Source organism: Rhodococcus sp. GA1 (assembly GCF_024321955.1).
In the GTDB taxonomy this organism is placed as follows: domain Bacteria; phylum Actinomycetota; class Actinomycetes; order Mycobacteriales; family Mycobacteriaceae; genus Rhodococcus; species Rhodococcus pyridinivorans.
The window spans coordinates 4,077,152-4,092,916 of sequence record NZ_CP097186.1 but is presented as its reverse complement, the minus strand read 5'-3'; the positions used below and the strand labels follow the sequence as shown (position 1 = coordinate 4,092,916).

Genomic DNA, 15,765 nt, shown 5'->3' with positions numbered 1-15,765 from the left:
GAATGACATGTATGTGATTAGACACTTCGGGTGTGTCGCGGTCAAGCGGAGCGGCGTTGTTCACATATCATCGGCCGCTTTGCCGAAACGCGTTTCGGACGGTGCGCGACCGGGTAGGCGACGCACCGCTTAGGCTTGGGCCGTGAATGTGACTGTATTGGTCGGAGGTGTCGGTGGGGCGCGTTTTCTCTCAGGTTTGCGCCGGCTTCTCGATATTTCTCCGGGCGTGGAGCCGAATCCGGACGCGGCACACCGCATCACCGCGATCGTCAACGTCGGCGACGACGTGTGGATGCACGGCCTGAGGATCTGTCCGGATCTCGACACCTGCATGTACACCCTCGGCGGTGGGATCGACACCGAACGCGGCTGGGGCCGCGCCGGTGAGACTTGGAACGCCAAGGAGGAACTCGCCGCCTACGGGGCGATCCCCGACTGGTTCGGTCTCGGCGACCGCGACATCGCCACCCACCTCATCCGGACGCAGATGCTGCGGACCGGCTATCCGCTCTCCGCGATCACCGAAGCACTGTGCACGCGGTGGAAGCCGGGTGTGACCCTGCTGCCGGTCTCCGACGACCGCAGCGAGACCCACGTCGTCATCACCGATCCCGAGGACGGTGAACAGCGGGCCGTGCACTTCGAGGAATGGTGGGTCCGTCACCGCGCCCAGGTGCCCACCCACAGCTTCGCCCACATCGGCGCAGAAGAGGCAGAGCCCGCTCCCGGTGTGCTCGAGGCGATCGAGAACGCCGACGCCGTCGTCCTGGCCCCGTCGAACCCCGTCGTGAGCGTCGGAGCGATCCTCGCGATCCCCGGTATCCGTGGGGCGCTGCGCACCACGTCGGCGAAGGTCGTCGGCCTGTCCCCCGTCATCGACGGCAAGCCCCTGCGCGGCATGGCCGATGCGTGCCTGGACGTCATCGGAGTGGAGACCACCGCCGAGGCGGTCGGCCGGTACTACGGCGCCCGCTCGGGCACAGGCATTCTCGACGGCTGGCTCGTGCACTCGACCGACAACGCCGAGGTGCCAGGCGTCGAGGTCCGATCCGTTCCCCTGCTCATGACCGACACCGACGCGACGGCCGAGATGGCCCGCGCCGCCCTCGACCTCGCCGGAGTGACCCTGTGATGCCGGACGCCGTCGCCGACCCTGCAGTGCGCGACCACGCGCCGGGCGGCCCGATCGAGATCCTGCCCGTCGCCGGGCTTCCCGAATTCCGGCCCGGCGACGACCTGGCCGCAGCCGTCGCGCAGGCCGCACCGTGGCTGGCCGACGGGGACGTCCTCGTCGTCACCAGCAAAGTGGTCTCGAAGGTCGAGGGACGGATCGTGGCCGCGCCCACCGATCCCGACGCCCGCGACGCGCTCCGCCGGCGCCTGGTGAATCAGGAAGCGGTGCGCGTGCTGGCACGCAAGGGCCGCACCCTCATCACCGAGAACAAGCTCGGCATCGTGCAGGCAGCCTCCGGCATCGACGGATCCAATGTCGACAGCGCCGAACTCGCGCTGCTGCCCGAGAACCCCGATGCGAGCGCAGCGGCGCTCCGCGAACGGATCGGTGCGCTGCTCGGCGTCCGGGTCGCCGTGGTGGTCACCGACACCATGGGCCGCGCCTGGCGCAACGGCCAGACCGACGCCGCGATCGGCTCGTCCGGGCTTCCAGTCCTGCACGGCTACGCCGGCTCCCACGACTCGCAGGGCAACGAACTGCAGGTGACGTCCGTGGCGGTCGCCGACGAGATCGCCGCCGCAGGCGATCTGGTCAAGGGCAAGCTCGGCGGTGTGCCCGTCGCCGTGGTACGCGGACTCGGCCTGCCCGACGACGGATCCACCGCCCGCGCCCTGATCCGCAGCGGCGAGGACGACCTGTTCTGGCTCGGCACCGAGGAGGCTCTCGAACGCGGTCGGCGCGAGGCACTGCTGCTGCGCCGGTCGGTGCGGCAGTTCGCCTCCGAGCCCGTCGATCCCGAGGATCTGCGCGAGGCGGTCGCCGAGGCCCTCACCGCACCCGCACCTCATCACACCCGTCCGGTCCGGTTCGTGTGGGTGCGCACCGAGCAGGTGCGCCGCCGGCTCCTCGACCGCATGCGCGACAGGTGGGCCGAGGATCTCCACGGCGACGGACTCGACCCGGTGGCCGTCGAACGCCGGATCTCCCGCGGCGCGATCCTCTACGACGCACCCGAGGTGATCGTCCCCTTCTGGGTGCCCGACGGCGCACACCACTATCCGGATGCCCGTCGCACCGCGGCCGAGTCGACGATGTTCACCGTCGCCGCCGGCGCCGCGGTGCAGGGCCTGCTCGTGTCCCTGGCCACCCGCGGGCTCGGCAGCTGCTGGATCGGTTCGACGATCTTCGCTCCCGAGGTGGTCCGCGAGGAACTCGGTCTTCCCGCCGAGTGGTCGCCGCTCGGGGCGGTCGCCGTCGGTTACCCGCTCACCGAACCGGAACCGCGCGAACCCGCGGACCCGGGCGACGCCCTCGTGGAGCTGTAGTCGTGTCGGCGCGTTCCCTGCACGCCTCGGCGATCGACCGGCTCACCGCCTGGCGCACCGACTCGGAAGACGCCGAATCGCTGCGGCATACGATGCTGGCGTTCCTCGATTCGGCGCCCGACGGGTGCCTGCGCGAACACGTGCCCGGCCACATCACGGCGTCGTCGATCGTGCTCGACGCCGACCACCGCAACGTGTTGCTCACCCTGCATCCGCGGGTGGGGCGGTGGATCCAGCTCGGCGGTCACTGCGAGCCGTCGGACGACACGGTCGTCGACGCGGCCCTGCGCGAGGCCACCGAGGAATCCGGCATCGCCGATCTGGTGATCGATCCGGAACTGCTGTCGGCGCACACGCATCCGATCACGTGCTCCCTCGGCGTGCCCACCCGTCACCTCGACCTGCGGTTCCTGGTGACCGCACCCGTCGGTGCCCGGCCGGTGCGCAGCGACGAATCCACCGACCTGCAGTGGTGGCCCGTCGACGCGCTTCCGCCGGAGGCCGAGCACGAGACCATCGCGCACATGGTCCGGCTCGCCGCGGCCCGACGGGCCTGAGACGACGCGGCCCGACGGGCCTGAGGCGACGGGGCCCGACGGGCCTGAGACGACCACGCTCGTCCCGGTGGGTTGCCGGGACGAGCGTGAGGTCGGAACCGGGCCGTGAGGTCAGAACCGGACAGGGCCGAGGTCGGGGTATTTCGGGGTGATGCCGTCGCCGGAGGATACTCCGCGCAGCCGCCGGCCCACCCAGGGGACGAGGAACTCGCGCATCCACGCGCGGTCCGCGGCGCGTTCCTGGGCCCGTGTGAGGACGGGTGCCTCGTCGAACTCCACCGGTCCGAGACCGTGTGCGACGCCCAGCAGATCGAGCACGCGGATCGCCATGTTGTGGTGGCCGGCCGCGGACATGTGCAGCCGGTCGAAGTCCCACATGCGCAGATCGCGGTACTCGTCGAACCGCCAGAAGTCGACGATGGTCGCCCCGTGTCGATCGGCGATCGCCCGGACGAGTTCGTTGTACACGGCCCAGCGGCCGCGCAGCATCCCGAAGACCGGCGCCCAGCTGCCGTCGTAGGCCGTCCACATCAGGATGCGGGCGCCGGTCGCGGCGAGCTTGCCGATCGCCTCGTCGTATTCCGCCGCGAGCGCGTCGAGGTCGAGCTTCGGACGCATGAGGTCGTTGCCGCCGGCATAGATCGTCACGAGATCGGGACGCATCGCCACGGCGGTCTCGAGCTGCTCGTCGATGATCGGTCGCAGCAACCGGCCCCGGATGGCGAGGTTCGCGTACGCGAAGCTCTCCGAGTGCCGCGCCAGCTCACCGGCGACGAGATCGGCCCAACCGCGCAGCCCGTTGGCACGCGCCGGATCCGGGTCGCCGACTCCCTCGGTGAACGAATCACCGAGGGCCACGTATCTTTCGAAACCCACTTCGACCTCTCGACTCACACGTCGGTACTGAACCGGATACCGCCGTCGGGGATCTTCACTCCCGGCCACACCCGGGCACCGCGCAGCAGCTCGCATCGCGCACCGATATCGGCGCCGTCACCGATCACACCGTCGCGGATCAAGGCCCGCGGACCGACCCGTACACCGAAACCGATGATGCTCCGTTCGACCACCGCACCGGCCTCGACCCGCGCACCGTCGAAGATCACCGCGCCGTCCAGGCGGGCACCCGCACCGATCTCGGCGCCGCGGCCGACGACCGTGCCCCCGATGAGCAGGGCGCCCGGGGCCACGGAGGCACCCGGATGCACGAGCGACTCGCCGCGCTGCGGCGGGAGCGCCGGGGACGGAGCGATACCGCGGACCAGATCGGCCGAGCCGCGGACGAAATCCTCCGGGGTGCCCATGTCGCGCCAATAGGCCGCGTCGACGTGCCCGAACACCTTCTTGCCCTCGGTCAGCAGCGCCGGGAACACCTCGCGCTCCACCGACACCGGACGGCCTTCGGGGATTTGCTCGATGATCTCGCGGCGGAAGACGTAGCAACCGGCGTTGATCTGATCGGTCGGCGGATCCTGAGTCTTCTCGAGGAAGGCGGTCACCCGGCCGTCCTCGTCGGTCGGCACACAGCCGAAGGCACGCGGATCGCTCACCCGCACCAGGTGCAGGGTCACGTCCGCCTCGGTCCGCACGTGGGTGTCGAGCACCGCACCGAGATCGGTGCCACCGAGCACGTCGCCGTTGAAGACCATCACGTTGTCGGCGCGCAGCCTCGGCAGCACGTTGCGGATACCGCCGCCGGTGCCGAGCGGCTCGGTCTCGGTGACGTACTCGATCTCGAGCCCGAAGTCGGAACCGTCGGCGAAGTGCTGCTCGAAGACCTCGGCCTTGAACGAGGTGCCGAGGACGACGTGTTTGATGCCTGCCTCACGGATCCGCGCGAGCAGATGGGTGAGGAAAGGCACCCCCGCGGTGGGCAGCATCGGCTTGGGTGCCGACAGCGTCAACGGGCGTAGCCGCGTGCCCTGTCCGCCGACCAGAATCACCGCATCGGTGTGCGGTGCCGACTCACTCGTCATCGTCTCCCCTGTTCACTGTCGTGCCGACCCGAATGTTCCGGTCGGTCCTCCCGTTCCGACGCTCCCGCACGGCCGCTGCGACCGCCACTCGCGATCGCACCGCGAGCCCGGCCCGCAGAGCCCACCGCAGCGGTGCCTGCCACCCGTGGGGGTGACGGTCCGCCTGGAAGCGGTAGGCACTCTCATGATGTGCCGGAAGCATCAGTTCGGGGTGCCGTCCGGCCGCGTGGCCCTTGGCGTGCGTGACCACCGCGGACGGCACGTACACGTTGAGCCAGCCCGCTCGTCCGAGCCGGTCGCCCAGGTCCACGTCCTCCATGTACATGAAGTACCGCGAATCGAAGCCGTCGATCGAATCGAAGGCCGCTCGCCGTAGCAGCAGGCACGATCCGGACAGCCAGCCCACGGGGCGTTCGCTGATCTCCTCGTTCTCCTGCCGGTAGCGACGCGTCCACGGATTGGCCGGCCAGACGGTGCCGAGCAGCGCGTGACCGGCACCGGAGGCGAGGGTGGGGACGGTGCGTGCCGAGGGGTAGACGCTTCCGTCGGGTTCGTGGATCAGCGGCCCGAGCGAGCCGGCTCGCGGCCAGCGACGCGCCGCCTCGAGCAGTTCGTCGATCGAACCGGGGTGCCACCGGACGTCCGGGTTCGCGACGATCACGAACTCCGCGGACGGGTCGATCTCGGCGACCGCGCGATTGATCGCCCCGCCGTATCCGATGTTTCCCCCGGTCCGGAGCAGTCGCACGTTCTCGTGTGCCGCCTCGGCGGCCTCGGGAGCACCGTCGATCGAACCGTTGTCGGCCAGGATCACCTGCGTCGGCAGAACGGTCGCGGAGGTGAGCGAGGTGAGAAAGTTCTCGAGGTGCTCACCGGGCGAATAGGTCACCGTCACCACGGCCAGCGTCGAATCCACGCCGGTCACCTTAGCGACCTCGACGGTGTGCGACACCTCACGGGCCGTTTCCTCACACGTCATCGCGCGGGCGGCACGGTTCCGCTACCGGCGATCGCCTCGTGCAGTGCCTCCCGCCACGGACGGAAGCGCGTCAGGCCGGCACCGATCCAGGCACTGTCGTCGAGCACCGAATAGGCCGGCCGCGGCGCGGGGCGGACGAACTCGTCGCTGCCACAGGGTTGCACCCGCTCCGGGTCGGCGCCGATCTCCTCGAAGACCGCCCGGGCGAGGTCGAACCACGTCGCTTCTCCGGCGTTCGTGGCATGCAGAATCCCACCGGGGATCCGGTCACCGTGCTCGGCGAGTTCGATCAGTCCGTCGGCCAGGTCGCGCGCGTAGGTGGGGCAACCGCGTTGGTCGTCGACGACGCGCAGGGTCTCCCGCTCGCCCTCGAGTCGCCGCATGGTCGCGACGAAGTCGTTGCCGTCGCCGGTGTACACCCAGGCGGTGCGCACGACGTGCGCGGTGGGCAGCACCTCCAGCACCGCCCGTTCACCGGCGAGTTTGGTGCGGCCGTAGGCCGTGCGCGGGCCGGTCGGCGCGTCCACGCAGTAGGGCTCGGTCGCGTCGCCGGCGAAGACGTAGTCGGTGGAGACATGGACGAGACGGGCACCTTTGTCGGCACAGACGGCGGCCAACACGCCCGGGCCCGTGCCGTTCACCACAGCGGCCCGGTCCTCGTCGGTCTCGGCCGCGTCGACGGCGGTGTACGCGGCGGCGTTGATCACGACGGATCCCGGTTCGACCGCGGCGGCCACGGCCTGCGGATCGGTGATGTCCACCTCGGACGATCCGACACCGCGGATCGGTATCCCCGCCGCGGTGCCGCGGTTCACGAGATGACGGCCGAGCTGGCCACGGGCTCCGGTGACGAGAACGCTACGCACTCGGAGAAGTCTGGCACGCCGGAGTGGTGCGCGCCGGGCGAGCGTCCCCACCAGTAGCCTTCAACCGAGAGCTACATCCACAGACCCCGTACCACCCACAGGAGGAGTACCAGGTGCCGCCAGAGCCGCGTCGCCGCACCGGCCGACGTCCCGCCCCCACGGGACGTCGCACCCGCGCGGGCGATCCGACAGCTGCCGACGGCAGGTACGGGTCGGATCCCGGTCCCCGGCAGTCCCGGCGTTCCGCGCGTCGCGAGCCGCCCTCACGCAGCCCCGGAGCACCGGCGGAGGCACGGGTGTACAGCGGAAGGCCGTGGCAGATCGCCGTCGCGATCGCGGCGTGCCTCGTGCTGGTCGCCACCGGTGCGGCGTGGCGCAGCGTCGACGCGCTGCAGTCGTCGCTGGCCTCGGTCCGCGGCCTGGCCCTCGGCGACGGCGAGGACGGCGCCGTCGACATCCTGCTGGTGGGCACGGACAGCCGCACCGACGCGCACGGCAATCCTCTCTCCCAGCGCGAGCTCGACGCGTTGCGCGCCGGCGAAGAAGTAGCGAACAACACCGACACGATCATCCTGATCCGCGTGCCGAACGACGGCCGGTCGGCCACTGCGATGTCGATCCCCCGCGACACCTACGTCGAGGTGCCCGAGATCGGGATGTCGAAGATCAACGCGGCCTACGGCGCCACGAAGGCGAACCGGCGCGCCGAGCTCGTCGAAGCGGACGCCGACGCGACCGAGGCCGAACTCGAGAAGGAATCGACCCAGGCAGGCCGGGAGGCGCTCATCGAGTCGGTCGCCGACCTGACGGGTGTGACGGTGGACCACTACGCCGAGGTCGGACTCCTCGGCTTCGTGCTGCTCACCGACGCCGTCGGCGGTGTCGAGGTGTGCCTGAACGCACCGGTCGACGAGCCGCTGTCGGGTGCCCGTTTCGATGCCGGTGAGCAGACCCTGCAGGGTTCGGACGCACTGAGCTTCGTCCGCCAGCGTCACGACCTGCCGCGCGGCGATCTCGACCGGATCGTGCGGCAGCAGGTGTTCATGGCGTCGCTGGCACAGAAGGTGCTCAGCGCCAAGACGTTGTCCAACCCGTCGAAGGTGAGTCAGCTGACCGCCGCAGTGCAGCGCTCGGTGGTGCTCGACTCCGATTGGGACATCATGGCGCTGGCGACCCAGCTGCAGGGCCTCGCCGGTGGCGACGTGACCTTCTCGACGATCCCGGTGCAGGACATCAACGCGATGACCGACTACGGCGAGTCGGTCGTGCAGGTCGATCCGGACGAGGTGCGCTCCTTCGTCGCCGAGTTGATCGGCCGCGAACCGGACGGCAGCGAGACCACCTCGACCCCGGTGCCCGCTCCCGACATCGACGCGTCGACCGTTACGGTCGACGTCGCGAACGCCGGATCCGTGTCCGGCCTGGCCTCCCAGGTCTCCACGGCTCTGTCCGAGGAGGGCTACGTCGAGGGCGAGGTGGGCAACTACACCGGTTCCGGTGTGGGCACGTCGACGGTCTTCGGTGCCGACGAGGACTCCGACGAGACCCGCGCGGTGGCCGCGGCGCTCGGTGGTCTCGCCACCGAGTCCGATCCCTCGCTCCCGGCCGGCACCGTGCGGGTCGTGCTCGCCGGCGACTACACCGGCCCCGGCTCGTCGTCGTACTCCGGTTCGTCCACCGCCGCATCCGCCTCCGACATCGGCGTGAGCCCGGCCGGTGGCACCGCCACCCCGGCTCCCGCCGCACCGCCCATCGATGCGGGCTCCGACGGCCCGCGCTGCGTGAACTGACACCTGTGTGAACCGACAGTCGCGCGAACAGAATCCGAGAAGAAGGACATCGTGACCACCCTGACCGACGCACTGCTCGACCCGATCCTCGCCGAAGATCCGGCGGGTCCGCGGATCACCTGGTACGACGACGCGACCGGCGCGCGGATCGAACTGTCGGCGCTCACCCTCGCCAACTGGGGTGCCAAGACGGCCAATATGATTCGCGACCAGTTCGGAGTCCTTCCGGGAGGTCGGGTGGCGGTGCTGCTTCCCGCCCACTGGCAGAGCGCCGCGGTCCTGCTGGGCGTGTGGTGGGCAGGGGCCGAGGTCGTCCTCGACGCCGACCCGGATGCCGATCTCGCTCTCGTCACCCCCGACCGGTTGGACGAGGTCGACACGGTTGCCGAGGTCGCGGCGTTGTCGCTCGACGCCTTCGGTGCCCCCGTGCGCGACCTGCCGCCAGGGATCACGGACTATGCGACGGACGTGCGGATGCACGGCGACCAGTTCCGATCCTCCGGTGCGGGCGACGCGGTGCTCGCCGGACGTTCGCAGTCGGACGTGCTCGCTGCCGCCACGGAGTCGGCGTCGGCGGCGGGTATCGGCAGCGGCGACCGCGTGTTGTCGTCCCGGTCCTGGTCGCAGCCCGACGCTCTCGTCGCCGGACTGCTCGCGGTGCTCGCGGCCCGGGCGTCGCTTGTACAGGTGAGCAATCCCGACCCGGAGGCCACCGAACGCCGCGTCGCGAGCGAGAAGATCACGGTTCGTCTGGACGGGTGATCCCGCGCGCCGCGCGGTAGCCGCCATCGGCGAGTCCCGCCTCGATCTCGAACCTGTTGCGGGACCCCGGGTTGCGGAGTTCCTCCCACAGATAACGCACCGCGAAGCCGATGCCGTAACGGGCCCACTGGTCCGCGTGCACGGATTCGTGGCGCAGCAGCGCCCGCGTCGGTGGCCTACGGGTGAGGAAGACACCGCCGACGGTGGTGCCGCCGCGCGCGAAGCCACCGCGCATACCGCTGCAGACGAACAAGCCGAACTCGTCGTCGAAGGACACCGAGCCGCCCCAGGCCCTGCCCCACACCGTCGCGAGCGCGGTGACGAACCGCACCGACGGGACCCCGCGCGACACCCGTATCGCCCTGGCACGCTTCCGGTCCCGTCCCGACACGGCTCGAGCCTACGCCGACTCGATCGGTCCGATCCTCTGCCGACTTCGTCGGCCTGATTCTCTGCCGACTTCGTCGGCCTAGTTCTCGGCCGGTCGTCTCGAACCGCCGATTCGACGACGAACGCCCCCGAGCCGCGGAAGGACTCGGGCGCGTTCCGGTCGACCGGGAGCACCGTCGGGCGGAGGACCGACCGTCACCCCGCCATCGCCGCGACCGGCGACACCCGGCTCGCGCGCTGGGCGGGGACGAGCGAGGCGACGACGCCCGCCACACCGCCCACCAGGACGATCGCCGCGAGCTGCCACCACGGCACCGAACCTGGTGCGATGTGGCCCGGGCCGATTACCGAGGCCGTGCCGGCCGCCCCGAGCAGCAGGCCGAGCACCACGCCGAGCAGCGACGCCACGCCGGCTATGATCGACGCCTCCCGCACGAGCAGACTCCGCACACCGGCCCGCGAGAGACCCACCGAGCGCAGCATCGCGGTCTCCCGTCGCCGCTCGAGCACGGACAACGCCATCGTGTTGCCCACGCCGATCAGGGCGATCACCACGGCCACGGACAGCAGCCCGCCGACGATCAGCAGCATCGTGTCGAGGATCTTCTCGAGCATCTGCCGCATCTGCACCGCACCGACCACCTCGCTGCCCGGAACCTCGGCCGCGGCGACCCGAGACAGGTCGTCGGAAACGGCGAGGAGGTCCTCGTCCGACATTCCTCGATCGAGTTTCAGCCACACGGTGTCCGCCGTGACGGGGCCGGCGACGGCGGTCAGGTCGCTCCACTCGATCATGTCGGGCATCCCCGGCTCGGTCGTGGCGACGGTCAGCTCGCGGGTGCCCACCGGGCCGCCGACGGTGATGACGGCTCCGTCGTCCACGCCCACCGACCTCGTCAGAGAGCGTTCGAGCACGATCGTCCCGGCCTCGGGCAGGCGCACGTCGGTCCGGACGGTCGAGGCCATCGCCGCGGGATCGACGCCGAGGACCGACGCCTCCGTGCCGCCGATCGTGAGGTCGACCGCCGCGAGTTCGGCGCCGCTGCTCACCCGGTCGACCGCCGTCAGCCGCTCGGTCACCTCCGGTGCGAGCCCGTCGCGTTCGGGCGCGGTCACGGCCATGTCGACGGGGAACTGCTCGTCGATCACGTCCGGCGCCCCGGCCTCGAGCGTGCCGATCCCCACGACGAGGGTCGAGGTCAACGTCACGCCGATGAACAGCGCGGTGGCCGTCGACGCGGTGCGGCGCGGATTGCGCCGGGCGTTGCCGGCGGCGAGCACCGCGAGCGGGCCACCGGCACGGGCGAGCACGTCCCCCACCGCACCGACCGCGGCGGGCACGAGACGGCGGGAGGCGAGCACCACACCGACGAACAGCAGCAGTCCACCCGGGCACGCGACGAGCACGTTCGCCATGACGACCCCGAGACCGAGCAGGGCCGTGCCCCCGACGATCGCCAGCGCGGCACAGATGCGGCGCACCCACGAATCGCGCACCGGTTCGGGGCGGGTCTCGAGGGGCTGCAGAGCCGCGAGCGCCCGCACGCGGGTCGCCGCCCGCGCGGCACCGTTCGCGGCGACCACCGTCATGCCCGTTCCCACGATCAGACCCGCGATCACCGTGGTGGCCGTCACCGAGACCGACGTGAGCGGGATCGGGGCGTCCACGGCCCGCGCCGCGGACACCACGGCCGCGGCGAGTCCGGACCCGCCGAGCACGCCGAGGACGGCCGCGACGAGGCCGACGACGAACGCCTCGCCGCGGACACTGCGGCGGACCTGGGTGGACGTCACGCCCACGCAGCGCATCAGGGCCAGTTCGCGGGTGCGCGCGGCGAGCAGGACGGAGAAGGTGTTGGCGATGACCAGGCCGGCCACGACCACCGAGATCGCCGCGAAGCACAACAGGACGTTGCGCAGCAGGGCGACGTCCCCGACGTAGTCGTCGGCGACCGCCGTGGCGCGATCGGCACCCGGCACGACGTCGACGCCCGACACCGGCGCGAGTGCCGCTCGCACGGCGTCGGCGTCACCGACTGCACGGACCTCCCAGTCCGTCGTGTCCCCGGACCACGACCGCACCTGCGCGGCGTCGCCGAAGACCGATCCCGGGCTCAGGGCGAGCGGTGATCCGTCGAGATCGACGACACCGACGACCTCCACGGTGGTCGGGGGGACAGAACCCGTCGGGCCGGCGACGGTGATCTCGTCACCGATCGCCCGGCCGGACGACGAGCCGACGGCGACCTCACCCGGGTTCGACGGCCAGCGTCCGTCCCCGAGCTGCTGCCACCGCAGGGCGCCCTCGGGTGCGATGCTCGTCGCGGTGCCGTTCGAGGACGACCCGTCGGCTCCGATCAGCCGGACGGGACCGCTGACGTCGAGCGCCGCCGCCTCGACGCCCGGTGTCGTGGCGACCAGCGCGAGCACCTCGTCGGGTGCGACGGTGGAGTCGGCGGGAAGAGCGACTGCCGCGACCCCCTCATACCGGGCCGCCGTGGATTTCGAGACCGACGCACTCACCGTGTCGCCGAGCACGAGGGTGGTGACGACGAACGCGACCGCGACGAAGACCGCCAGCACGGACGCGACGTACCGCCCCCGATGGGCGCGGGCCTGGGCCAGGACGAGATGCCTCATCGGACCGGCACCACCGTTCGGGAGGTGCGCAGGTCGCGCATCGCATCGATCACCGAATCCGCTGTGGGTTGCGCGATCTCACCGGCGAGCCGGCCGTCGGCGAGCAGCACCACCCGATCGGAGTAGGAGGCCGCGACCGGATCGTGCGTCACCATCACCACGGTCTGACCGGTCTCCCGCACGCTCGACCGGAGCATCGAGAGCACCTCCCCGCCGGACTGCGAGTCGAGGTTTCCGGTGGGTTCGTCGGCGAAGATCACGTCGGGCTGCGGCAGGAGCGCCCGCGCGACGGCGACGCGTTGCTGCTGACCGCCGGACATCTCGTGGGGAAGGTGGTCGAGCCGGTCGGTCAGACCGAGCCGGCCGGTCACCTCGTCGAACCACTCGGGCGTCGGGCGCGAGCCGGCCAGCCGCATCGGCAGCAGGATGTTGTCGCGGGCGGTGAGCACGGGCAGCAGATTGAACGCTTGGAAGACGAATCCGATGCGGTCGCGGCGCAGTTCGGTGAGCACCGCATCGGGGGCGGTGCTGATCTCGACGTCGGCGCGGCGGCCGTCGCCGTGGAGGATCACGCGCCCGGAATCGACACCGTCGAGACCGGCGAGGGTGTGCATGAGTGTCGACTTGCCGGATCCGGACGGTCCCATGATCGCGGTGAAGCGTCCCCGCGCGAAGGCGACGGACACCCCGTCGAGGGCACGCACCTCGGCGTCGCCGCGCCCGTAGACGCGGGCGACCCCCTGAGCCGAACATGCCGGTACGAAAGAGCTGATCGAAGTCATGCTTCGACGCTAGAAACGATGCGGCGCACGCACATCGACCCGCGAGTCGATCTTCGCCGCCCCGGTGTCCTACCCCGGGAGGACCGGTCGTCTCCGGGATGGCACCACGGTCCTACTCCTCCGAGCCGAGCAGATCGTCGGGATGCACGAGACCGGCGCGGAAGGCGAACAGCACCGCCTGCACGCGGTCGCGCGATCCCGTCTTCGCCAGCACCCGGCCCACGTGGGTCTTGACGGTCGTCTCGGAGAGCACGAACCGCTCGGTGATCTCCCCGTTGGTCAGGCCGTGTGCCATCGCGACGAGCACATCGAGTTCGCGTGGAGTCAGATCCTCGGGCACCGCGACCGGCACCGCGCGCCGCTCCGCACCGTCGAGGAACGGCGAGACATGGTGCAGCAGTGAGCGGGTGGCGCGCGGGGCCATCACGGCGTCACCGCGGTGCACCGTCCGTACCGCGGCCAGCAGGTCCTCGGGCGGCGCGTCCTTGAGCAGGAAGCCGCTCGCACCGGCGGCGATCGCCTGGACGATGTAGTCGTCGTTGTCGAAGGTTGTGAGCACCACGACCTTCGGCGCGTCGGCCGAGCGCAGCAACGACCGCGTCGCCGAGATCCCGTCGACCCGCGGCATCTGCACGTCCATCAGCACGACGTCGGCGCGGACCCGTTCGAGTTCGGCGACGGCGGCCTCGCCGTCGGACGCCTCGACGACGACCTCGATGTCCGGCTGCGATTCGAGCACCATGCGGAAACCGGCGCGCACGAGTTGCTGGTCGTCGACGAGCCCGATACGGATGGTCGTGTCGGATCGGGTGTCGCGGGCGGGTTCGGTCACGGACGCCACCCTAGGGGGAGACCGCCGGTGCGGGCAGTTCGGCACGGACCCGGTAGCCGCCACCGTCTCTCGGACCGGCCGCCGCGCGACCGCCGTGCAGCCGGGCCCGCTCCTCGATACCGGTCAGCCCCTGCCCACCCGGGCGGGCCTCGACGAGCGCCGCCGCTCCCCTGCCGTCGTCGACGATCTCGACGACGAGCGTGTCGGGCCGCCAGTCGAGACGGACGTGGGTGCGGGCGCGGGGACCCGCGTGCTTGAGGACATTGGTGAGCGATTCCTGCACGATCCGGTAAACCGACAGCCCCAGTCCCTCGGGCACCTCGCGGCTCTGCCCGTCGACCGAGAACTCGACCTCGAGCCCGCTCGTGCGCATCTGCTCGACGAGCGCCGGCACGTCGCCGACGCCTGGTGTGGTGGTGAACTCGCGCGGCGTGTCCTCACGGAGCACCGACAGCAACCCGCGCATGTCGGTCAACGCGCGACGCCCGGTCTCGGCGATGGTGGTCAACGCCCCTGCGGCCGCCTCCGGGTTCGTCGCGGCGGCGTAGCGACCACCGTCGGCCTGCGCGATGATCGCCGTGAGCGAGTGCGCGACGATGTCGTGCATCTCCCGGGCGATGCGGGTGCGCTCCTGGGTGGCGGCCAGTTCGGCCTCCTTGAGGCGTTCGAGTTCGAGCAACCGGTTGCGCTCGGTGAGCGAATCCATCTCGCGCAAACGCAACCCGCGGACCCGCCCGAACGCCCACACACCAGCGAGGAAGACCGCGACGAAGGTGGCCGTCACGAACGCTTCGAGCGCGGTGCGGCCGTCGTAGCCGAAATAGAGCACTCCGGCGAGTGCGCCCCCAACCACCGCGACGGGCAGCGCGGTGTTGGCGGCCCACCGCGGAGCGTAGGCGGCGAGCGCGTACACCGCGATCGGTACCGCGATCGCCGCGATCGGCAGGACCTCCGGCAGGACGAGCAGGTGCGCGTAGGCGGCGAGCGCGACGAGCGAACCCGCCACCACCGGGCGGGTCCTGCGCCAGGCCAGCGGCAGCGTGAGCGCGAGGGTGACGAACAGACCCGCCACCGATCGCGCGTCCGCCACGTGCAGGGCGACCCCGAACAGGGCGAGCACCGCGGCCAACGCCCCGTCGATCACTCCGGTGTGCCCGCGGGCCCACCGGTTCCAGCGTTCGAGCAGCGGGGTCGTCTGCACGGCGACGCTCCGTCAGCCGAGCAGCTTCTGCCGCAGCGCCTCGTCCTTCTCGAGCACCATCTGCTCGAGACCCGCCTGGAACTTCTCCATCTGCTCGCGCAGCGCCGGATCGGAGGCACCGAGGATGCGCGCGGCGAGCAGACCCGCGTTGCGGGCGCCGCCGATCGAGACGGTGGCGACGGGGACACCGGCGGGCATCTGCACGATCGACAGGAGCGAGTCCATACCGTCGAGGTACTTCAGCGGCACCGGAACGCCGATCACCGGCAGCGGGGTCGCCGAGGCGACCATGCCGGGTAGGTGGGCGGCGCCGCCGGCGCCCGCGATGATGACCTTGATCCCGCGGCCGGCGGCGTCCTTGGCGTAGTCGAGCATCCGCTGCGGCGTGCGGTGCGCCGAGACGACACCCACCTCGAAGCGGATCCCGAACTCGACCAGCGCCTCGGCCGCGGCCTGCATGGTCGGCCAGTCCGAGTCGCTGCCCATGATCA

15 protein-coding genes are annotated in these 15,765 nt (G+C 71.0%); 5 read left to right on the top strand and 10 right to left on the bottom strand.

Annotated features, from left to right (window positions below; genetic code table 11):
- The first annotated feature begins 142 nt into the window (after positions 1-142).
- Genes cofD through M3330_RS19115 form a run of 3 tightly spaced genes read left to right on the top strand, consistent with a single transcriptional unit; the run spans position 143 to position 3,056 of the window.
- A complete protein-coding gene (gene cofD, locus M3330_RS19125) occupies positions 143-1,132 on the top strand; it encodes a 2-phospho-L-lactate transferase (protein ID WP_072740421.1) in 990 nt (329 codons plus the stop codon).
- Positions 1,132-2,499, top strand: coding sequence for a coenzyme F420-0:L-glutamate ligase (locus tag M3330_RS19120; RefSeq protein WP_039584812.1), 1,368 nt, complete (start codon positions 1,132-1,134; stop codon positions 2,497-2,499). Before cofD ends, M3330_RS19120 begins: the two co-directional genes overlap by 1 nt.
- Before the next feature lie 2 nt (positions 2,500-2,501).
- Positions 2,502-3,056, top strand: coding sequence for an NUDIX hydrolase (locus M3330_RS19115; RefSeq protein WP_006550201.1), 555 nt, complete (start codon positions 2,502-2,504; stop codon positions 3,054-3,056).
- 111 nt (positions 3,057-3,167) lie between these two features.
- Here the strand turns inward: M3330_RS19115 and M3330_RS19110 are convergent, their stop codons facing one another.
- The 4 genes from M3330_RS19110 to rfbD are packed head-to-tail and all read right to left on the bottom strand — an operon-like array spanning position 3,168 to position 6,877.
- Entirely contained in the window at positions 3,168-3,932 is a 765-nt protein-coding gene (locus tag M3330_RS19110; protein ID WP_019288508.1) for an SGNH/GDSL hydrolase family protein, read from the bottom strand.
- Positions 3,933-3,946: 14 nt separating this feature from the next.
- Positions 3,947-5,032, bottom strand: a complete 1,086-nt coding sequence (locus M3330_RS19105) for a sugar phosphate nucleotidyltransferase (protein ID WP_006550199.1) — start codon at positions 5,030-5,032, stop codon at positions 3,947-3,949.
- Positions 5,022-5,948 (bottom strand): glycosyltransferase family 2 protein, encoded by a 927-nt coding sequence (locus M3330_RS19100; RefSeq protein ID WP_051121505.1) that lies wholly within the window; start codon positions 5,946-5,948, stop codon positions 5,022-5,024. Before M3330_RS19100 ends, M3330_RS19105 begins: the two co-directional genes overlap by 11 nt.
- Before the next feature lie 59 nt (positions 5,949-6,007).
- A complete protein-coding gene (gene rfbD, locus M3330_RS19095; protein ID WP_006550197.1) occupies positions 6,008-6,877 on the bottom strand; it encodes a dTDP-4-dehydrorhamnose reductase in 870 nt (289 codons plus the stop codon).
- 296 nt (positions 6,878-7,173) lie between these two features.
- Between rfbD and M3330_RS19090 the strand changes: the two genes are divergently transcribed.
- Positions 7,174-8,667: an LCP family protein gene (locus M3330_RS19090; protein WP_255025957.1), complete on the top strand. Its 1,494-nt coding sequence runs from the start codon at positions 7,174-7,176 to the stop codon at positions 8,665-8,667.
- Between the two features lie 51 nt (positions 8,668-8,718).
- A complete protein-coding gene (locus M3330_RS19085; protein WP_255025955.1) occupies positions 8,719-9,429 on the top strand; it encodes a TIGR03089 family protein in 711 nt (236 codons plus the stop codon).
- Here M3330_RS19085 and M3330_RS19080 read toward each other — a convergent pair.
- The 6 genes from M3330_RS19080 to purE all read right to left on the bottom strand — a co-directional run bounded on the left by M3330_RS19080 (position 9,407) and on the right by purE (position 15,760).
- Entirely contained in the window at positions 9,407-9,820 is a 414-nt protein-coding gene (locus M3330_RS19080) for a hypothetical protein (protein WP_230826279.1), read from the bottom strand. The genes M3330_RS19085 and M3330_RS19080 overlap by 23 nt on opposite strands.
- A 194-nt stretch (positions 9,821-10,014) precedes the next feature.
- Complete coding sequence (locus M3330_RS19075; RefSeq protein ID WP_255025951.1) at positions 10,015-12,459, bottom strand: FtsX-like permease family protein; 2,445 nt, start codon at positions 12,457-12,459, stop codon at positions 10,015-10,017.
- Positions 12,456-13,241: an ABC transporter ATP-binding protein gene (locus M3330_RS19070; RefSeq protein WP_019288512.1), complete on the bottom strand. Its 786-nt coding sequence runs from the start codon at positions 13,239-13,241 to the stop codon at positions 12,456-12,458. Before M3330_RS19070 ends, M3330_RS19075 begins: the two co-directional genes overlap by 4 nt.
- A gap of 112 nt (positions 13,242-13,353) precedes the next feature.
- Positions 13,354-13,983, bottom strand: coding sequence for a response regulator transcription factor (locus tag M3330_RS19065; RefSeq protein WP_255028930.1), 630 nt, complete (start codon positions 13,981-13,983; stop codon positions 13,354-13,356).
- A 100-nt stretch (positions 13,984-14,083) separates the two neighbouring features.
- The gene (locus M3330_RS19060) at positions 14,084-15,274 is read right to left on the bottom strand and encodes a sensor histidine kinase (protein ID WP_019288514.1); all 1,191 of its coding nucleotides are present in this window, start codon (positions 15,272-15,274) and stop codon (positions 14,084-14,086) included.
- A 12-nt stretch (positions 15,275-15,286) separates the two neighbouring features.
- Positions 15,287-15,760 carry a 5-(carboxyamino)imidazole ribonucleotide mutase gene (gene purE, locus M3330_RS19055; RefSeq protein WP_050993434.1) on the bottom strand — a complete coding sequence of 158 codons (474 nt, stop codon included), beginning with the start codon at positions 15,758-15,760 and terminating at the stop codon, positions 15,287-15,289.
- Positions 15,761-15,765: the final 5 nt, after the last annotated feature.